This is a genomic window from Pseudomonas sp. SED1, assembly GCF_034044025.1.
In the GTDB taxonomy this organism is placed as follows: Bacteria; Pseudomonadota; Gammaproteobacteria; order Pseudomonadales; family Pseudomonadaceae; genus Aquipseudomonas.
This window is the reverse complement of the sequence record NZ_JAXCIS010000051.1, coordinates 1-19,224: the sequence shown is the minus strand read 5'-3', so window position 1 is coordinate 19,224 and position 19,224 is coordinate 1. Positions and strand designations below refer to the sequence as shown.

Here is a 19,224-nt window from a genome sequence, read left to right as displayed (position 1 = left end):
TATGAACGCGACGCCAGCGGTTGCTGATGATTTGATCGTTATCGGCAAGATTTACTCTGTTCATGGCGTTCGCGGCGAAGTGAAGGTGTATTCCTTTACTGATCCGACTGAAAACCTGTTGCAGTACAAGACCTGGACGCTCAAGCGCGAAGGTAGTGTGAAACAGGTAGAGCTGGTCAGTGGACGCGGGAGCGACAAGTTCCTGGTCGCAAAGCTCAAGGGTCTTGATGATCGTGAAGAAGCTCGTCTTCTGGCCGGTTATGAGATCTGCGTGCCGCGCAACCTGTTCCCTGAATTGACCGACGGCGAGTACTACTGGTACCAGCTGGAAGGTCTGAAGGTAATTGATCAACTCGGGCAATTGTTCGGGAAAATCGATCATCTTCTGGAAACCGGCGCCAATGATGTAATGGTGGTCAAGCCTTGCGCTGGCAGCCTGGATGATCGTGAACGCCTGTTGCCCTATACAGAGCAATGCGTGTTGGCCATCGACCTGGCAGCGGGCGAGATGAAGGTGGAATGGGACGCGGACTTCTAACGTGGCTAACCTGCGCGTTGAAGTGATCAGTTTGTTTCCCGAGATGTTTTCCGCCATCAGCGAGTACGGCATCACCAGTCGGGCGGTGAAACAGGGGCTCTTGCAGCTCACCTGTTGGAACCCGCGAGACTACACGACGGATCGACATCACACTGTGGACGATCGCCCATTTGGCGGTGGCCCGGGCATGGTGATGAAGATCAAGCCCCTGGAAGATGCGTTGGTTCAGGCCAAGGCAGCCGCCGGGGAGAAGGCGAAGGTAATTTACCTGTCCCCTCAAGGCCGTCAGCTGAATCAGTCGGCGGTGCGCGAGTTGGCGAATCTGGAAGCATTAATCCTGATTGCCGGTCGCTATGAAGGCATTGACGAGCGGTTTATTGAAGCTCATGTCGATGAAGAGTGGTCGATTGGGGACTATGTCCTGTCTGGCGGCGAGCTGCCGGCGATGGTCCTGATAGATGCGGTTACACGACTGCTGCCTGGAGCTTTAGGGCATGCGGACTCCGCGGAGGAAGATTCCTTCACGGATGGTTTGCTGGATTGCCCGCACTACACCCGACCGGAGGTGTATGCGGATCAGCGTGTTCCCGACGTATTGCTAAGTGGCAATCACGCACACATCCGGCGTTGGCGTTTACAGCAGTCCCTCGGGCGGACCTATGAACGACGCGCCGATCTTCTGGAAAGCCGCTCGCTTTCTGGAGAAGAGAAGAAGCTGCTCGAGGAATACATCCTCGGGCGGGACGATAGTTAACAACGTATCGATGGTAGGTCCGACGACTTACCTTAGGAGCACAGCATGACTAACAAAATCATCCTTGCACTCGAAGCAGAGCAGATGACCAAAGAGATCCCTACCTTTGCCCCGGGCGACACCATTGTCGTTCAGGTGAAAGTGAAGGAAGGCGACCGTTCGCGTCTGCAAGCGTTCGAAGGCGTGGTAATTGCCAAGCGTAACCGTGGTGTGAACAGTGCTTTCACTGTTCGTAAAATCTCCAACGGTGTTGGCGTAGAGCGTACTTTCCAGACCTACAGCCCGCAAATCGACAGCATGGCCGTTAAACGTCGCGGTGACGTACGTAAAGCCAAGCTGTACTACCTGCGTGACCTGTCCGGTAAAGCAGCTCGCATCAAGGAAAAACTGGCTTAAGTCCAGCTTCCCGATGCAGAAAAAAGCAGCCTACGGGCTGCTTTTTTGTTGCCTGAAATTTGTCTTTTTTTCCGGTATCTATTCATGACTACCCGCCTCGAAGAAATTCAGCGTCGTACTGACCTTTCCGTTACCCATGTGACCAAAGCCGTTTTCCCACCGACTACCAACCACCACAACACGCTGTTCGGCGGTACCGCACTGGCATGGATGGACGAAGTGTCGTTCATTACGGCGACGCGTTTCTGCCGCTTGCCGCTTGTGACGGTCTCCACCGACCGTATCGACTTCAATCACGCGATACCGGCGGGCTCCATCGTTGAACTGATCGGTCGCGTGATCAAGGTGGGTAACACCAGCCTCAAGGTTCAGGTGGAAGTATTTGTCGAAAGCATGAGCGCTGACGGACGAGAAAAGGCTATCCAGGGCGTGTTCAGTTTTGTCGCGATTGATACTGACAAACGACCGGTGCCCGTGCTGCCAGGGTTTGCCGACTGATCCTGAATCGAGTCGCTTTTGTGGCGAGGGAGCTTGCTCCCGTTGGGCTGCGCAGCGGCCCTGAAACCTGCAATAGAAGTCTTTGTGTTGGACCTCAATGGTCAATCAGGGCCGCTTCGCGCCCCAGCGGGAGCAAGCTCCCTCGCCACAGATTATTTGCCCGCCTTCATTGATGTGTAGATGCCTGAGCTGCGATAGGATCTACCCGACACCGCCACTTTCCCAGCCTGAGCCCTCATGCCCGCCATCGACCACCCCCAGATCGACCGCTTCCTCGATGCCCTATGGCTGGAAAAAGGCCTGTCAGACAACACCCGCCAGGCTTACCGCAGTGACCTAGCATTGTTCAACGGCTGGCTGCTGGAGAAAAACCTCGAGCTGCTCAACGCCGGTCGCGAGCTGATCCTCGACCATTTGTCCTGGCGCCTGGAGCAAAACTACAAACCTCGCTCTACCGCACGTTTTCTCTCGGGCGTACGTGGCTTCTATCGCTACCTGCTGCGGGAAAAGCTGATCGCGATCGACCCGACCCTGCAAATCGACATGCCGCAGTTAGGCCGGCCCCTGCCCAAGTCCCTGTCGGAAGCCGACGTCGAAGCCTTGCTCGCAGCCCCGGACTTGAGCGAAGCCATCGGCCAGCGTGACCGCGCCATGCTGGAAGTGCTGTATGCCTGCGGCCTGCGCGTCACCGAGTTGATCAGCCTGACCCTGGAGCAGGTCAACCTGCGCCAGGGCGTATTGCGCGTGATGGGCAAGGGCAGCAAGGAACGCCTGGTGCCCATGGGCGAAGAGGCGATTGTGTGGATCGAGCGCTACATGCGCGATGCCCGCAGCGAGTTGCTCAACGGTCGGCCCAGCGATGTGCTGTTCCCCAGCCTGCGCGGTGAGCAGATGACCCGCCAGACCTTCTGGCATCGCATCAAGCACCAGGCCAAGGTCGCGGGGATCGGCAAGTCGCTGTCGCCCCACACCCTGCGTCACGCCTTCGCCACGCATTTGCTCAACCACGGCGCGGATTTGCGCGTGGTTCAAATGCTCCTGGGCCACAGCGACTTATCCACCACCCAGATCTACACCCACGTGGCCCGGGCGCGTTTGCAGGAGATGCACGCCAAGCACCATCCCCGCGGATGAAAATCACATCGGAAAAAGCCCAATTTCCCCGCGACTGGCTGCCCTGCGGCCCAACTGTGGTAGGCTTTGCCGGTTCGCAAAGGGGACGGCCCAAACCCGTGTTTGAAGATCGGTGTTCCTGCTCCCGTCCCTGCATCTGCCTTCAGGAGTTCCCATGCGCTTGACCCAGATTTTCGCCATCGCAGCCATTGCGTTGGTCTCCACCTTTGCCGTCGCCGATGACGCCGCAGAAAAGACAATCCGCAAGAGCCTGGAAGCCCTCCAGCTCGACACTCCGATTGAAAGCATCAGCGCCAGCCCGATGGCCGGTCTGTATGAAGTCAAGCTCAAGGGCAGCCGCGTGCTGTACGCCAGCGCCGATGGCCAGTACATCGTCCAGGGCTACCTGTTCCAGTTGAAAGACGGCAAGCCCGTGAACCTCACCGAGAAAGCCGAGCGCCTGGGCGTGTCCAAGCTGATCAACGGCATCCCGGTGGCTGAAACCGTGGTTTACCCGGCCATTGGTGAAACCAAGACTCACATCACCGTCTTTACCGACACCACCTGCCCGTACTGCCACAAGCTGCACGCCGAAGTGCCTGAGCTGAACAAGCTCGGCGTTGAAGTGCGCTACGTGGCGTTCCCGCGCCAGGGCCTGGGTTCGCCGGGTGACGAGCAGTTGCAAGCTGTCTGGTGTTCGGCCGACAAGAAAGCCGCCATGGACAAGATGGTCGATGGCAAGGAAATCAAGGCTGCCAAGTGCGCCAACCCGGTTTCCAAACAATTCGCCCTCGGCCAGTCGATTGGTGTGAGCGGCACGCCGGCCATCGTTTTGGCCGATGGTCAGGTGATTCCGGGCTACCAGCCAGCACCGCAAGTTGCCAAACTGGCACTCAACGCAAAGTAAGCAAAATCGTCGAGCCTTGACGATCATGACTCGCCGACCGTTCGGCGGGTCATTAATAGAGAGCCGCAGCTGTGCGGCTGTTTTCACGGCCGACCTTGAGTCGGCCGTTTCATGGGGAGTTCTTCAGTGAAACCGGTCAAAGTAGGCATCTGTGGGTTAGGGACCGTCGGTGGCGGCACCTTCAACGTACTTCAGCGTAACGCTGAAGAAATTTCCCGCCGTGCAGGGCGTGGGATTGAAGTGGCACAAATTGCCACGCGTACGCCAAAGCCTCAGTTCCAAACGACCGGTATTGCGATTACCAACGATGTCTTCGAAGTCGCCACCAACCCTGAAATCGATATCGTCATCGAACTGGTGGGCGGCTACACCGTGGCCCGCGAACTGGTGCTCAAGGCCATCGAAAACGGCAAGCACGTAGTGACCGCCAACAAGGCGCTGATCGCCGTGCACGGTAACGAAATCTTCGCTAAGGCCCGCGAGAAGGGCGTGATCGTGGCGTTCGAAGCCGCGGTGGCCGGTGGTATCCCGGTGATCAAGGCGATCCGTGAAGGCCTGTCCGCCAACCGCATCAACTGGGTGGCCGGCATCATCAACGGCACCGGTAACTTCATCCTCACCGAAATGCGCGAGAAGGGCCGTACCTTCGAAGACGTGCTCGCCGAAGCCCAGGCCCTGGGTTACGCCGAAGCCGATCCGACCTTCGACGTCGAAGGCATCGACGCTGCCCACAAGCTGACGATCCTGGCGTCCATCGCCTTTGGTATCCCGCTGCAGTTCGACAAGGCCTACACCGAAGGCATCACCAAGCTGACCACCGCCGACGTGAACTACGCCGAAGCCCTGGGCTACCGCATCAAGCACCTCGGTGTGGCGCGCAGCACCCCGGCCGGTATCGAGCTGCGTGTGCACCCGACGCTGATCCCGGCCGACCGCCTGATCGCCAACGTCAATGGCGTGATGAACGCCGTGATGGTCAACGGTGACGCCGCCGGTTCCACCCTGTTCTACGGCGCCGGTGCCGGCATGGAACCGACGGCTTCGTCGGTAATCGCCGACCTGGTGGACGTGGTGCGTGCCATGACCAGCGACCCGGAAAACCGCGTACCGCACCTGGCCTTCCAGCCGGACTCGCTGTCGGCCCATCCGATCCTGCCGATCGAGGCCTGCGAAAGTGCCTACTACCTGCGCATCCAGGCCAAGGATCACCCGGGCGTGCTCGCTCAGGTGGCCAGCATCCTGTCGGAGCGCGGCATCAACATTGAATCGATCATGCAGAAGGAAGTCGAAGAACAAGACGGCCTGGTGCCCATGATCCTGCTGACCCACCGCGTGCTGGAACAGCACATCAACGATGCCATCGCCGCGCTTGAAGCGTTGCAGGGTGTGGTTGGGCCGGTGGTGCGGATTCGCGTCGAACACCTGAACTAATCGTTTTGCGGCAAGGGCCCCACAGGTTCGGCGGCCCTTGTTCAAGCATGCTCTAGAGGAGCCAGTCATGCGTTATATCAGCACCCGCGGCCAGGCACCGGCCCTGAATTTTGAAGACGTCCTGCTGGCCGGTCTGGCCACCGACGGCGGCCTGTACGTGCCGGAAAACCTGCCACGCTTTACCCAGGAAGAAATCGCTTCCTGGGCCGGCCTGCCGTACCACGAGCTGGCGTTCCGGGTCATGCGCCCGTTCGTCACCGGCAGCATCCCGGATGCGGATTTCAAGAAGATCCTGGAAGAAACCTACGGCGTGTTTTCCCACAGCGCCATCGCCCCGTTGCGTCAACTGAACGGCAACGAATGGGTCCTGGAGCTGTTCCACGGCCCGACCCTGGCGTTCAAGGATTTCGCCCTGCAACTGCTGGGTCGCCTGCTGGACTACGTGCTGGAAAAACGCGGTGAGCGCGTGGTGATCATCGGCGCCACTTCCGGTGATACCGGCTCGGCGGCGATCGAAGGCTGCAAGCACTGCGAAAACGTCGACATCTTCATCCTGCACCCGCACAACCGCGTGTCGGAAGTGCAGCGTCGGCAGATGACTACGATCTTCGGCGAGAACATCCACAACATCGCCATCGAAGGCAACTTCGATGACTGCCAGGAAATGGTCAAGGCCAGCTTTGCCGACCAGAGCTTCCTCAAGGGCACGCGCCTGGTGGCGGTGAACTCGATCAACTGGGCGCGGATCATGGCCCAGATCGTCTACTACTTCCATGCGTCCCTGCAGTTGGGCGGCCCGGCGCGTTCGGTGTCGTTCTCGGTGCCAACCGGCAACTTCGGCGACATCTTCGCCGGTTACCTGGCGCGCAACATGGGCCTGCCGATCAACCAGTTGATCGTCGCCACCAACCGCAATGACATCCTGCACCGCTTCATGAGCGGCAACCAGTACGTCAAGGAAACCCTGCACGCCACGCTGTCGCCGTCGATGGACATCATGGTGTCGTCGAACTTCGAACGCCTGCTGTTCGACATGCACGGTCGCAACGGCGCGGCCCTGGCTGGCCTGATGGACAGCTTCAAGCAAGGTGGCGGTTTCAGCGTCGAGCAAGAGCGCTGGACTGAAACCCGCAAGCTGTTCGACTCCCTGGCCGTGGACGATGCACAAACCTGCGAGACCATTGCCGAAGTCTACGCCCAGACCGGCGAGCTGCTGGACCCGCACACCGCCATTGGCGTCAAGGCCGCGCGCGAATGCCGTCGCAGCCTGGACATCCCGATGGTGATTCTCGGTACCGCGCACCCGGTCAAATTCCCGGAAGCGGTGGAGAAGGCCGGTGTTGGCAAAGCGCTGGAATTGCCACCGCACCTCACCGACCTGTTTGAACGCGAAGAGCGTTGCACGGTGTTGGCCAATGACCTGAAAGCGGTGCAGGCGTTTGTCAGCCAGCATGGCAATCGCGGCAAGCCACTCTGAGCCAACGGCTTTACGTGGTAGCTCAAGCCCGTCTTCGTGACGGGCTTTTTCATTCTGGCGAGCCATACTTGCGCGGCGACCAACAAGAATAATCAAGGAAACCCAACTGGTGTATGTATCGACCCGCGCGTGTGTGTGGCTGACAGGTGTGCTGTTGCTTGTGCAGGGTTCGGCAAGCCTCGCGGCTGTCAGCCTGCCGTTCAAGCTGGTGCCGGCGACGCAGGAGAGGCTCTGAAGGTGCGGTTTTACAGAGGTGCAAAAAAAAGCCGCGTTCCCGTCCTTGGGTGAGCGGCGTTTTTCGTTTCTGGCAGACCCGGCCGGAGCGATCGTTTATGCGAGTAGTTTTTGCGCGACTGCCATTACGGTTCCGACAGCCGTGAAGAAGCCGATGGCGATACCTACGGGATACCAGAAATTCTCTCGGGTTATCTTGTGGGATTCTGCGTTGAGCTTGCGTTGCTCTGCATAAATTCTTGATATGTCGGCGTGAATCTTCTCTAGTACAGCCTGCTCTTTTTCGTGTTCCAGCATGGTCTTTATCCTTCGCAACGGGGGCCTTTTGGTATGCGCTGTTTATCGGTGTGGCAGCATCATCAGCACTCACCGAGTATAGGATTCACCCTCAGCGTCAGCGCCAAAACGGCGACCCATTAAGTAAGCAGTTATGTGCTGCCGTTTTTTGGTTGTCATGTTGCAAGCGCATGCTGGACACGTCATCCCCCGGCAACCCTTGAAAGACGAAAAAGCGAACTTTCCTACGACACAAATAGTCACTTAGGATAGATGCAGCTCCCGTTTACACGATTGTTCCCGAACTATTGAGTGGTGATCGAGATGGAAAGTATCAGCCTATTGCTCGGTGAAGCACTGAGCCCTTATCAGGTCACGCTGACCACCTCGGGTGTGCAGGGCGAATGCCTGGTAACCGTAAAGAATCCGGCCGGTGCCATCGTGGTCGAACGTGAAGTCGACCAGGCGCAATTGACCGACAAGCGTGCATTGGTCGACGTGGTGGATTGTTTGCACCGCGACTTGATGATTGCCGAAGGACGCCTGGAGCCCTCGGTCATGGCGGCTCTGCGCAACGCGGCCCTGACTCGGCCGAGCGCCTGTGCATGAAGATTTATTTTTGTTTGGAACCTTCCTACGGTAAGGCGAGTCAGACTTTGTAACAGCGAGACCAAGCATTGTGCTCCGGTGCTTGTGGCTCGTTGTTACTGGTCTTTTTAGGCCCTTATTAACCCCGAGCTGTCTCCCCACTGCTCGGGGTTTCTTTTTGCCCGCGATTTGTCAGGGCCTCGGGGCATCCTGGAAAAACGTCGGGTTGTCTTTCAGGTATTGCTCACGCATGACCGGGTCGAGCCATGATGCGTAGGACTGTCGCAGTTGCTCCTGCGGGATTTCGCGCAGCACCTGATTGATCCGCTCGATGGCTACGCGCCCTGCTGCAGTATCCGTGCAGCCGATATGGGTCAGTTGAGAGGGCGGGGTGCCCTTGATGGGATAAAAGATCAGGTCCTGGGGATCAATGCCCTGTTGCAGCGCCTGATAGCGAACTTCTGTCCAGTAACCCAGCACCGCCTCCAGGCGCCCTCTGCGTTGCATCTGTAGCAGGCTGCCGAGGGCGTCATTGCCGTAGTGCGGTGCCAACTTATGCGTACTGGCGTGCTTCAGTGCTTCATCGATAATGGCGCCATAGCTGCGCTCAGCGATGATGCCGAGGCGCGCCTCCTGCGCATTCAAAAACGCCTCCAGGTCAAACATTCCATCCACCACAAACGGCGCCAGCGCTGCCCGCTGATTTTGGCGGATCGTCACCCCGTTGCTCAACGTCGCAAAGGCCTGGACGGAAAAAACAACGGTTTTTGCGCGTTCTGCCGTCCACAGCAGAGACGGGTCGCATGTGAGAGTGGCGGGGTCGCGGAGCATCTGCATGGCGCGTGCACGGTTTACGTGGAGGATTTGGTGTCGATATTCCGGCATGTGCTCGGCAAGTATCGGCAGCAGTTGGTCGAGGGCGCCCTGGCCTTTTTGCGGGCCTTCGAAAATCGTCACTGGCGGCAGGTCACGCAGCAGCCAGATCAAGGTGTCCTGTGCCTGGCTCGACAGCGGCCACGCCCCGAGCAGTGAACCCAGCAGGCACAGGCGAATGATGAAGCGCCGGGCCATCAGATCGCGCCATCCTCACGCAGGCGCGTAATGGCGGCCGCGTCGTAGCCCAATTCATTGAGCACCACGGCGTTGTGCTCACCCAACTGTGGTCCGACCCACTCACAACTACCCGGTGTGTCCGACAGTTTGGGCACGATGCCGGGCATCTTGAAGTCCTTGCCGCCTGGGAGCTGGGCCTTGAGGAACATTTCGCGGGCGAGAAACTGTGGGTCTCCCAACATGTCTTCAGCGCTGTAGATACGGCTGGCGGGCACTTCGGCCTTGTTCAGCTGTTCCACCACTTGCTCCAGCGGCAGCGAGTTGACCCAGCGATCAATCACGCCATACAACTCATCGCGCCGACTGTCGCGGCCATCGTTGCTGGCCAGGGCCGGATCGTTGGCCAGGTCGTCCCGACCAATGGCCAACATGAACCGCTTGAAGATCGCATCGCCATTGGCGCCGATCTGCACATGCTTGCCATCCTGGGTGGTGTGGATCGAGGAGGGCGTGATGCCCGGCATGATGTTGCCGGTGCGTTCGCGGATAAAGCCAAATACGTCGAACTCCGGGATCATGCTTTCCATCATCGCGAAGATCGCTTCATACAGCGCCACATCCACGACCTGGCCGAGCCCGCCATTCACTTCGCGATGACGCAGGGCCATCAGTGCCCCGATCACCGCCCACAACGCCGCAATTGAGTCGCCGATGGAAATCCCGGTGCGCACCGGCGGGCGGTCCTCGAAACCGGTGATGTAGCGCAGGCCGCCCATCGACTCGCCTACCGCGCCAAACCCTGGCTGGTCCTTCATCGGCCCGGTCTGGCCGAAGCCCGAGAGGCGCACCATCACCAGTTTCGGGTTCAGGGCGTGAAGGGTTTCCCAGCTCAGGCCGAGCTTTTCCAGCACGCCAGGGCGAAAGTTCTCGATCAAAATGTCGGCGTCCGCCAACAGCTGCTTGAGGATCGCCAGGCCGTCCGGGTGTTTCAGGTTCAGGGTCAGGGATTTCTTGTTGCGGGCCTGCACAAACCACCACAGCGAGGTGCCTTCATACAGCTTGCGCCACTTGCGCAGCGGGTCGCCGCCATCCGGTGATTCGACCTTGATCACCTCGGCGCCGAACTCGGCACAGATGCGGGACGCAAACGGGCCGGCGATCAAGGTGCCAAGTTCGATGACTTTCAGGCCGGCAAGTGGTTTGGCGGTAAACGACATGAGGAACCTTTCGGGCAGGGCAGGGATGTGAGCCTTTTAACATAGGCGAGTCGCGCAGTGATAAGGATGATGCAGCGCAGGATTCGTTGAATCAGCTCGCCATCGGTTAGACTTGCCGCCTTTCCCTGTCTCTAGAAGTCCGTTCATGGCCCAGCCGTCCACGACCTACAAGTTTGAACTCAACCTCACCGACCTTGATCGTTCGGTGTACGAGAGCGTCAAGCAGACCATCGCCCGCCACCCTTCGGAAACCGAAGAGCGCATGACCGTGCGTTTGCTGGCCTACGCACTTTTCTACAACGAACAGTTGTCTTTTGGTCGTGGCCTGTCAGATGTAGACGAACCAGCGCTGTGGGAAAAAAGCCTGGATGATCGCGTCCTGCACTGGATCGAAGTCGGCCAGCCGGATGCGGACCGCCTGACCTGGTGTTCCCGCCGTACCGAACGCACCACCTTGCTGGCCTATGGCAGCTTGCGCGTCTGGGAAGGCAAAGTGGTGCCGGTGGCGAAAAACCTGAAAAACGTGAGCATTGCCGCCGTACCCCAGGAAATCCTGGAAGTGCTGGCCAAGGACATGCCCCGGGTGATCAAGTGGGACGTGATGATCAGCGAAGGCACGATCTTCGTGACCGATGATCGTGGCCAGCACGAAGTCCAGCTGGAATGGCTGGCTGGCGAGCGCGGCTGAAACGTCGACAGGTCGAATGTGGGAGCTGTCGAGCTTCAGTGAGGCTGCGATGCAGGCGCTGCGGTCTGACAGGTACACCGAGGTGATCCTATCGCAGCCTCGCTGGAGCTCGACAGCTCCTACAAGGGATCACCGCTAATTTTCAACATTAAAAGAGAAGCTTCCGTCACCCCATGCGTATCGATCCTCGCCCGTTGCCTGCCGTCCTGCCATTCCTCGGTGAATTGCCACCGCTGTTGACCCGTCTCTACGCCGCACGCGGGGTGCAATCGGAAGCCGAGCTGGATAAAAGCCTGGCGCGGCTGATTCCCTATCAGCAGCTCAAGGGCATCGATGCCGCAGTGGACCTGCTGGTGACGGCCCTGGAACAGCGCCAGCGGATCCTGATCGTGGGTGACTTCGACGCTGATGGCGCCACCGCCAGCACCGTGGGCACCCTGGGCCTGCGCTTGTTGGGTGCCGCCCATGTCGACTACCTGGTACCCAACCGTTTTGAGTACGGCTACGGCCTGACCCCGGAAATCGTCGCCGTGGCCTTGCAGCGCGAGCCACAGCTGCTGATCACCGTGGACAACGGCATCTCCAGCGTCGAAGGCGTGGCGGCGGCGAAAGCGGCGGGGCTCAAGGTGTTGGTCACCGACCACCACTTGCCGGGCGACGAACTGCCGGCGGCGGATGCGATCGTCAATCCGAACCAGCCGGGCTGTGAATTCCCCAGCAAGGCCCTGGCCGGTGTGGGCGTGATCTTCTACGTGCTGATGGCCCTGCGCGCGCGTTTGCGCAGCCTTGGCTGGTACGAGAACAAGCCGCAGCCGAACATCGGCGAACTGCTGGACCTGGTAGCCCTGGGTAGCGTGGCCGATGTGGTCCCGCTGGACGCCAACAATCGCATCCTGGTCTATCAAGGCCTGGAACGCATTCGTGCCGGTCGTGCCCGCCCGGGGATCAAGGCGATCCTCGAAGTGGCCAAGCGCGATCACGCGCGCATCACGTCCACCGACCTCGGGTTTATCCTTGGCCCGCGCCTGAACGCCGCCGGTCGCCTGGATGACATGAGCCTGGGCATCGAATGCCTGCTCACCACGGATTTCGCCGCTGCCCGGGAAATGGCCGCGCAACTGGACGGCATGAACCAGGACCGTAAATCCATCGAACAAGGCATGCAGCGCGAGGCCCTGGCCCAGCTCAAGGACTTGCCGGTGGAGTCGATGCCGTATGGATTGTGCCTGTTCGACCCGGAATGGCACCAGGGCGTGATCGGCATCCTCGCCTCGCGGATGAAAGAGCGTTACTTCCGCCCGACCATCGCCTTTGCCGATGCCGGTGACGGTCTGCTCAAGGGCTCCGGGCGTTCCGTACCGGGCTTTCATATCCGTGACGCGCTGGCCGTGGTGGCCAGCCAGCATCCGACGCTAATCGCCAAGTACGGCGGTCACGCCATGGCGGCAGGTCTTACCTTGCCCGAGGCCAACTTCCCACTGTTCGCCGAGGCCTTTGACGCCGAAGTGCGCCGGCAACTGCGTGAAGAAGACCTGACTGGCCGGCTGTTGTCCGACGGCACCCTGGCGGTTGAAGAGTTTCACCTGGAACTGGCCCGCGCCCTGCGCAATGCCGGGCCGTGGGGCCAGCATTTCCCCGAGCCGTTGTTTCACGGGGTGTTCCAGTTGGTGGAGCAGCGCGTCGTCGGCGAGCGCCATCTGAAAGTGGTGCTCAAGAGCGAATGCGGTTCGGTGAAGCTCGATGGCATTGCCTTCGGCATCGACCGCGAGATCTGGCCCAACCCGACCATTCGCTGGGTGGAACTGGCCTACAAGCTCGACGTGAACGAGTTCCGTGGCCAGGAAACCGTGCAACTGATGATTGCCCATATCGAGCCACGCTGAACCCTGTGCAATCCTCTGTTGTCGACTAGTCTCTAAGCACTGTGTGATCGGTCTTGTGACCTTGTCTTATTTCAGCCCGCCGGGGACGGGTTTTTCGTCGACCTTTCAAACAGAACCCTGGAGCCTGCCCACTGCATAAAAGAGGTGCCCCATGAGTCTGCTGCTTGAACCCTATACCCTGCGCCAACTGACCCTGCTCAACCGCATCGCCGTGTCACCGATGTGCCAGTATTCCAGCGTCGATGGCCTGGCCAATGACTGGCACCTGGTGCACCTCGGCAGCCGTGCCGTTGGTGGCGCCGGGTTGATCTTTACCGAAGCCACCGCCGTTACCGCCGATGGTCGCATCACCGCCCAGGACCTGGGCCTGTGGAACGACGAACAGATCGAACCCTTGCAACGCATCACGCGCTTCATCAACGCCCAGGGCGCGGTGGCGGGCATTCAACTGGCCCACGCCGGGCGCAAGGCCAGCACGCACCGGCCATGGATCGGCAAGCACGGCAGCGTCAAGCCGGAAGACGGCGGTTGGGTGCCGGTGGGGCCATCGCCGATTGCCTTCGATCCGCAGCACACCTCACCCAAGCAACTGGACGAAGGGCAGATCCAGCAAGTGATCGCTGATTTTGTGGCTGCCGCCAAGCGTGCGTTGACCGCCGGTTTCAAAGTGGCGGAAATCCACGCAGCCCATGGCTACCTGCTGCATCAGTTTCTTTCGCCCCTGAGTAATCAGCGTCAGGACCAGTACGGCGGCTCGTTCGAAAACCGCATCCGCCTGGTGCTGCAAGTGACCACGGCGGTGCGTGAAGCCTGGCCGCAAGAGCTGCCGCTGTTTGTGCGGGTATCGGCCACCGATTGGGTCGAAGACGGCTGGAACCCGGATGAAACCGTCGAACTGGCGCGCCGCCTGAAAGACCTGGGCGTCGACCTGATCGACGTCTCCTCCGGTGGTACTGCGGCCAATGCGGAAATTCCCACAGGCCCTGGTTACCAGACCCGCTTCGCCGAGCGTGTGCGCAAAGAGTCGGGAATTGCCACCGGCACCGTGGGCATGATTACCGAGCCCGCCCAGGCCGAGCACATCCTGCGCACCTGCCAGGCCGATGTCATCTTCCTCGCCCGCGAACTGTTGCGTGACCCGTACTGGCCACTGCATGCCGACGATGACCTGGGCGGACGCAAGGCGATCTGGCCAGCGCAATACCAGCGGGCCACACATCGCGACCAGCCGATTCATGAGTCGGATTTGCGGGATTGATCTGCATAGCAATAATGGTAAACATGAAAGCCCGCCCTTGAACCGGCGGGTTTTTTATTAGCTTCAACACCGGAGGAACCCATGTTGCACCTGATCTGCGGCAAAATCGCATCCGGCAAATCGACCCTGACCCAGCAGTTGTCCCAAGCTCCCCAGACGGTATTGATCAGCGAGGATGAGTGGCTGTCACGCCTCTATCCCGGACAGATCCAGGCCCTGGGCGACTACGTGCGCTGCACCGGCCACCTGCGCGATGCGTTGACGGCCCATATCATCTCGCTGCTCAAGGCTGGCGTTTCGGTGGTGCTGGATTTTCCCGCCAACACCCTGGCCAGCCGTCGATGGATGCGGTCTTTGTTCGAAGGCGCGGGCGCCGACCATCAATTGCATTACCTGGACGTGCCGGACGAGGTCTGCAAGGCACGCCTGCGTGCACGCAATGCAGCCGGTACCCACGCGTTCGAAACCAGTGATGCCCAGTTCGATTTGATCACCGGCTATTTCGAAGCGCCCCGCAGAGAAGAGGGCTTCAACATTATTCGCTATGAGCCGTCGGGGAGTGACGTGGGATAACGCTGTAGGCCATTGCCCTATAAGCACTTTTTTAAGTGATTACTCTAAAAAAGTCCCACGCCCGGCAAGATAGTTTCTACGCTTACAGTGAGTCTGATTTCTGGCCCAGGAAGTCAGTCTGTTGGTCCCCGCAGGCATTGCGGGTTGCGGGACAAGGTTATGGGCAACCAGGAGCAGTTGATTGATACGAGGAGACAGTCCATGGCCAAGTCTTATGGTGTTGCAGGTTTTTTGTCGTCTTTTCTGGCCCGCAGGATGTCGCTGCGTGGCCGACGCTTGAGTTCGGACGAGGCTGAATTGCTGGAACAGTACCGCGCCCTGACCGAGAGTGATCAGGTGGCGATGCGGTACTTGATTGGGGCGATGAAGAGTATTTCGCGGTTCTGAAAGCGCCGAAGGGATGTTCCCACGCAAGCGTGGGAACGTTCGGTATCAGATGTACTTGCGCTTGTCTGGCGCAGGCGGGAAGTACTGGTACAGCCAGGTTTCGCTCAAGGTGCGGTCCTGGGTGCGAATGAACAGCCGCAGTTCAACCGGCTCGACACTGTCGCTGGTCGGGTACCAATCAAACAGGATTCGATAACCCTTGATGGCATCCAGCACCAATACGCTGAAGTCTTTGACCTCGCCATGGGAGCACGTCACCACCGGCTCGATCCCGGTGCCTTCCGGCAACCGATCCAGCCCGCCGCCGTTAAAATCCACAGCGAAACGCCGTGCCCATACTTCAGGGTAATGCTCGCCCGGTGCCCAACCTTCGGTGAAGCCGCCCATGCCCGAACGGGTGGCGTTGACCTGCGCCAGTGGCGTGCTGACCGGCGGCAGGGCGCTCCAGTAGAGCTTGTAGCCGTAGTTCAGGGATTCACCGGCTGCCACGGGTTTCTTCGGGGTCCAGAAGGCCACGATGTTGTCCAGGGTTTCGCCGGTTGTAGGAATTTCCAGCAGGTCGATAGAGCCTTCGCCCCACGAGGTTGTAGGTTCTACCCACAGGCTTGGGCGCTTGCTGTACCAGTCCACGGTGTCCTGATAGCTGGCGAACTCATGGTCGGTCTGCACCAGGCCGAAGCCTTTCGGGTCTTTGTCGGCAAATGCGTTGAATTGCAGGGTGGCCGGGTTGTTCAGCGGGCGGCAGATCCACTCGCCGTTGCCGCGCCACATGGCCAGGCGATCCGAGTCGTGGATTTGCGGGTGGATGGTGTCGCACATCCGCCGCTCAACCGTGCCGCAGCTGAACATGCTGGTCATCGGCGCGATGCCCAGTTGTTCGATGGCGGTGCGCGCATTGATGTGGGCGTCGATGCCCATCACCACCTGGTTGGCCTGGCAGTCGATATCGAAGCGGTAGGCCCCGGTGGCGCTCGGCGAATCCAGCAGGGCGTAGACCACGAAGCGGGTGCTGTCCTTGTCCGGGGTTTCGAACCAGAACTTGGTGAAGTCCGGGAATTCCTCGCGCTTCTTCGCGTAGGTATCGATCGCCAGGCCGCGTGCGGAAAGACCGTACTGGCCGGTGGAATCCACCGCGCGGAAGTAGCTGGCGCCGAGGAACGACAGCACGTCATGGCGGTCCAGTTCCGGGGCCTTGAACAGCTTGAAGCCGGAGAAACCCAGGTCGCCGGTCAGCTGCTTGGTGTCTACCGTGGTTTTTTCATAGTTGAACAGCGAAGGGCGGAAGTGCACCTCGCGGGCCTGGCGGGTTTTCGGGTCGACGCTGTACATGCGCACCGGCGTCTTGAAGCCCATGCCGACGTGGAAGAACTGCACGTCCAGTTGGCCGTTCAATTCTTTCCACAGCGAATGCTTGCCGTCGTAGCCGATGGCATTGAAATTCTGCGGGGTCATGGTCGCCAGGGTCGGCGGCAATACCTGCTTGGTGTCCTGATAGCGATTGCCGGCCAACTGCTTGGCCTGGATCTTCAGCGCCTCGAAATCGAAGGCCTGGGCCTCGCCATCAGCGGCGCGATTGCCCGCCCAGGCTTGGGCGGCCAGCAGGCCACTGGCCGATAGACCGGTGTAAGCCGCAATGGCCATGGACGCTTTGAGCAAATTCCTGCGGTGCATAAATACAACCTGTCGTGAACAATCCCGCGCCGTTCCTGGCACGTGCTGGATCAAGGAAAACGGTTCGGACATACCTTCGGCCAAACGCAACGGACATTAAACAGATGCCAAATAGCTTAAGCGGTTCGGTGCGGAAGGAAAAATGATTGATGGCGGGTTGATGGCAGTGCATGTGAAACAAGACGTTTCTGCGGGAGCCGTGTGGCGAGGGAGCTTGCTCCCGTTGGGTCGCGAAGCGACCCCGGCTCAGGCGATCGAAATCTTTCAGGAATATCTCGATCGCCTGGTTTGGGGCTGCTGCGCAGCCCAGCGGGAGCAAGCTCCCTCGCCACAACAACCTCTTTCTTCAGGAAAGCCGGGATTAGCCCACTTCTCCAACCGCCCGATACGCCTCATCAATCGCCGCATGGGCATACGCACTCCACGCCGCATCCGAGTTGGCGATGCTCACATGCCCCAGCGGCTTACGCGCCAGGTCCTTCAGTTTTTCGCTTTCATCGGCATCGTCAAACAAGCTGTTGGAGAAGGTCGCATAGCCGTGTGACCAACGGTTGACAGTGATCGCCAGAATGTCGGTTTGGTGGTTGAAACCGCCCGGGCCGAGCATGCGTTGCAGTTGATCCCGCAGTTGCATTTCCAGTTGTTCAAATGTCTGGCCATACAACTTGCCCCGGCCGGCGCGGGCCTGGTCGCGGCCGTTCATGCCGCTGTTGGGGCTGGTGGGCACGTAGACCATGTGCAAACCAATCGGCTGTGTCGGGTCGCGTGGGTGCTCGTAGCCGCCCATGCTTACCGGGTAGTCGAGCTTGATCCGGCTGTAAGGCTGGGTAGCCGCATAAATCTCATGCACCCCCAGCTTCTGGAATGACGTCCAGTTGCGCACCACCACTTTGGTGTAGACCAGCGGGTACTTCACGTTCTGGCTCAGGGCCTGGGCTTGTTCCGCTGGCAGGTCCCGCAGCAGGTACGGGATCATCATGTTGTAGCACGCCAGGATGCAGCGTTTGCCGCGTACCTGTGCGAGTTGGCCGCCACGGCTGTAGCCGATATGCACGCCGTCGCCGACGTTACGCACACTGACTGCCGTGCTATTGAGGCGCACCCGTACCGGCGTCTTGGGCTGATCAAGCTTGGCGTAGTCAAACGGCGCCAGCACGATGTCATCCATGGTGTGCCCGGGCGCCACGGCCGGAATCAGGCTACGCACCAGCAACCGAGCGAGGGACGCGTTGCCATCGGGGAAGTGGTAGATGTAGGGCTCTTCCATTTCTGCGGCAGCTTCTTCGCTGATAGGCGCGAGGTTCATGCCGCCAAAGCCCGGGAAACCCACGCTGTAGGCATCGGCCGAAGCCACGGCATCAATGCTCAGAGCCATGAAGTCGTTGGTGCGACTCTGGAAGTACTTCACCGCGCCTTCCGACAAGCCTACGTCCTTGAGCAGAAAATCGCGGTAGCTGGTGGCCGCCAGATAGTCGGCCTTTTCTTCAGCGGACTTGCCCGGCAGGTAATCCTTGGGCGCGACGTGCAGGGCGATCAGCGCCTGACGGTCGGCCTCCGGCAATGGGAAATCATTGATGAAGTCGCTGATGGAGCGCGCATGCAATTGGTCCGGGGCGATATCGTCGGCCACCATCGGCGTCGGGTCGCCGGTGACCAGTTTGTCTTCGCCGAAGTTTTCCTTGTCGAAGAACACCCCGCGGGATAACCCCAGGCCCGGGTAGAACTGGCGGTCGAAGGCGGTCTCGAAACGCTTGATGTTCACCCCGAGTTTCTTCAACAGCCCGTTTACTTCCTTGCTGTAGAGATGGTTTGGCGACTGGAACGCTTCGCTACCGCCGTAACCGATGATCAGCCGGCCACCGGCCTGGAATTCATTGCGCTTGGCATGCCCGCCGAAGTCGTCGTGGTTCTCCAGGATCAGGATCTTCGCCTTTGGATGCTTCTCACGGTAGAACCACGCCGCCGACAAACCGCTCAAGCCACCGCCGACCACCACCAGGTCGTAGTCTTCGGTGATCGGCAATTTATCGGTGTCGAACACCTTCTTTTCCCAGCCCATCTGGTGGGCGATTTCGAACGAACCCACATGGCTGCCACGCAAGCCGGTGAGGCCAGGTGGGTAGTAGCGGCCATCGGGAGCGGCCTGGAGGATTTGCAGCGGGGTCATGCCGGCGGCAATCGTGATGGCGACGCCGTTGAGGAAGTCGCGGCGGGTGATGTCCATGGGTACCTACGAATTATTTATTGTTATTAGGAGACCCCCTGTGGGAGCGGGCTCACTG

General features: G+C 59.8%; 20 protein-coding genes. 15 read left to right on the top strand and 5 right to left on the bottom strand.

Features of this window, described 5'->3' with window-relative positions; translation table 11 throughout:
* The first annotated feature begins 1 nt into the window (after position 1).
* The 9 genes from rimM to SNL23_RS06985 all read left to right on the top strand — a co-directional run bounded on the left by rimM (position 2) and on the right by SNL23_RS06985 (position 7,349).
* Complete coding sequence (rimM, locus tag SNL23_RS07025) at positions 2 to 538, top strand: ribosome maturation factor RimM (protein ID WP_049711676.1); 537 nt, start codon at positions 2 to 4, stop codon at positions 536 to 538.
* Between the two features lie 43 nt (positions 539 to 581).
* The gene (gene trmD, locus SNL23_RS07020; protein WP_231988895.1) at positions 582 to 1,292 is read left to right on the top strand and encodes a tRNA (guanosine(37)-N1)-methyltransferase TrmD; all 711 of its coding nucleotides are present in this window, start codon (positions 582 to 584) and stop codon (positions 1,290 to 1,292) included.
* Between the two features lie 45 nt (positions 1,293 to 1,337).
* Positions 1,338 to 1,688: a 50S ribosomal protein L19 gene (gene rplS, locus SNL23_RS07015; RefSeq protein ID WP_003175895.1), complete on the top strand. Its 351-nt coding sequence runs from the start codon at positions 1,338 to 1,340 to the stop codon at positions 1,686 to 1,688.
* 84 nt (positions 1,689 to 1,772) lie between these two features.
* Positions 1,773 to 2,186 carry an acyl-CoA thioesterase gene (locus tag SNL23_RS07010; RefSeq protein WP_063032965.1) on the top strand — a complete coding sequence of 138 codons (414 nt, stop codon included), beginning with the start codon at positions 1,773 to 1,775 and terminating at the stop codon, positions 2,184 to 2,186.
* Positions 2,187 to 2,423: 237 nt separating this feature from the next.
* Positions 2,424 to 3,320, top strand: coding sequence for a site-specific tyrosine recombinase XerD (xerD, locus tag SNL23_RS07005; RefSeq protein ID WP_318301901.1), 897 nt, complete (start codon positions 2,424 to 2,426; stop codon positions 3,318 to 3,320).
* 154 nt (positions 3,321 to 3,474) lie between these two features.
* Complete coding sequence (dsbC, locus tag SNL23_RS07000; RefSeq protein ID WP_063032964.1) at positions 3,475 to 4,206, top strand: bifunctional protein-disulfide isomerase/oxidoreductase DsbC; 732 nt, start codon at positions 3,475 to 3,477, stop codon at positions 4,204 to 4,206.
* A gap of 126 nt (positions 4,207 to 4,332) precedes the next feature.
* Positions 4,333 to 5,637, top strand: coding sequence for a homoserine dehydrogenase (locus tag SNL23_RS06995; protein ID WP_003209580.1), 1,305 nt, complete (start codon positions 4,333 to 4,335; stop codon positions 5,635 to 5,637).
* A gap of 67 nt (positions 5,638 to 5,704) precedes the next feature.
* The gene (thrC, locus tag SNL23_RS06990) at positions 5,705 to 7,114 is read left to right on the top strand and encodes a threonine synthase (protein ID WP_226476555.1); all 1,410 of its coding nucleotides are present in this window, start codon (positions 5,705 to 5,707) and stop codon (positions 7,112 to 7,114) included.
* A gap of 109 nt (positions 7,115 to 7,223) precedes the next feature.
* Positions 7,224 to 7,349 carry a hypothetical protein gene (locus SNL23_RS06985; RefSeq protein WP_318301900.1) on the top strand — a complete coding sequence of 42 codons (126 nt, stop codon included), beginning with the start codon at positions 7,224 to 7,226 and terminating at the stop codon, positions 7,347 to 7,349.
* A gap of 95 nt (positions 7,350 to 7,444) precedes the next feature.
* On the opposite strand, the gene SNL23_RS06980 is transcribed toward SNL23_RS06985, so the two are convergent.
* Positions 7,445 to 7,645, bottom strand: coding sequence for a hypothetical protein (locus tag SNL23_RS06980; RefSeq protein WP_076017508.1), 201 nt, complete (start codon positions 7,643 to 7,645; stop codon positions 7,445 to 7,447).
* Positions 7,646 to 7,948: 303 nt separating this feature from the next.
* Between SNL23_RS06980 and SNL23_RS06975 the strand changes: the two genes are divergently transcribed.
* Positions 7,949 to 8,233, top strand: coding sequence for a DUF3509 domain-containing protein (locus SNL23_RS06975; protein ID WP_076017507.1), 285 nt, complete (start codon positions 7,949 to 7,951; stop codon positions 8,231 to 8,233).
* Between the two features lie 171 nt (positions 8,234 to 8,404).
* Here SNL23_RS06975 and SNL23_RS06970 read toward each other — a convergent pair whose 3' ends face one another.
* Together SNL23_RS06970 and SNL23_RS06965 are read right to left on the bottom strand one after the other, a co-directional pair.
* Entirely contained in the window at positions 8,405 to 9,283 is an 879-nt protein-coding gene (locus tag SNL23_RS06970) for a TIGR02285 family protein (protein ID WP_318301899.1), read from the bottom strand.
* Entirely contained in the window at positions 9,283 to 10,482 is a 1,200-nt protein-coding gene (locus SNL23_RS06965; protein ID WP_076017505.1) for a CaiB/BaiF CoA transferase family protein, read from the bottom strand. The genes SNL23_RS06970 and SNL23_RS06965 overlap by 1 nt, the downstream gene beginning before the upstream one ends.
* A gap of 145 nt (positions 10,483 to 10,627) precedes the next feature.
* Here SNL23_RS06965 and SNL23_RS06960 point away from each other — a divergent pair, with 145 nt between their 5' ends.
* The 5 genes from SNL23_RS06960 to SNL23_RS06940 all read left to right on the top strand — a co-directional run bounded on the left by SNL23_RS06960 (position 10,628) and on the right by SNL23_RS06940 (position 15,271).
* Positions 10,628 to 11,170: a YaeQ family protein gene (locus SNL23_RS06960; protein WP_003209567.1), complete on the top strand. Its 543-nt coding sequence runs from the start codon at positions 10,628 to 10,630 to the stop codon at positions 11,168 to 11,170.
* A gap of 173 nt (positions 11,171 to 11,343) precedes the next feature.
* Positions 11,344 to 13,053, top strand: coding sequence for a single-stranded-DNA-specific exonuclease RecJ (gene recJ, locus SNL23_RS06955; protein WP_318301898.1), 1,710 nt, complete (start codon positions 11,344 to 11,346; stop codon positions 13,051 to 13,053).
* Positions 13,054 to 13,204: 151 nt separating this feature from the next.
* Positions 13,205 to 14,311: an NADH:flavin oxidoreductase/NADH oxidase gene (locus SNL23_RS06950; protein ID WP_076017503.1), complete on the top strand. Its 1,107-nt coding sequence runs from the start codon at positions 13,205 to 13,207 to the stop codon at positions 14,309 to 14,311.
* Positions 14,312 to 14,392: 81 nt separating this feature from the next.
* Positions 14,393 to 14,884: an AAA family ATPase gene (locus tag SNL23_RS06945; RefSeq protein WP_076017502.1), complete on the top strand. Its 492-nt coding sequence runs from the start codon at positions 14,393 to 14,395 to the stop codon at positions 14,882 to 14,884.
* A gap of 201 nt (positions 14,885 to 15,085) precedes the next feature.
* Positions 15,086 to 15,271: a hypothetical protein gene (locus SNL23_RS06940; RefSeq protein ID WP_318301897.1), complete on the top strand. Its 186-nt coding sequence runs from the start codon at positions 15,086 to 15,088 to the stop codon at positions 15,269 to 15,271.
* Between the two features lie 45 nt (positions 15,272 to 15,316).
* On the opposite strand, the gene SNL23_RS06935 is transcribed toward SNL23_RS06940, so the two are convergent.
* Complete coding sequence (locus SNL23_RS06935) at positions 15,317 to 16,942, bottom strand: glucan biosynthesis protein D (protein WP_167664497.1); 1,626 nt, start codon at positions 16,940 to 16,942, stop codon at positions 15,317 to 15,319.
* A gap of 361 nt (positions 16,943 to 17,303) precedes the next feature.
* Positions 17,304 to 19,166, bottom strand: a complete 1,863-nt coding sequence (locus SNL23_RS06930; RefSeq protein ID WP_076017500.1) for an NAD(P)-binding protein — start codon at positions 19,164 to 19,166, stop codon at positions 17,304 to 17,306.
* Between the last annotated feature and the right edge of the window lie 58 nt (positions 19,167 to 19,224).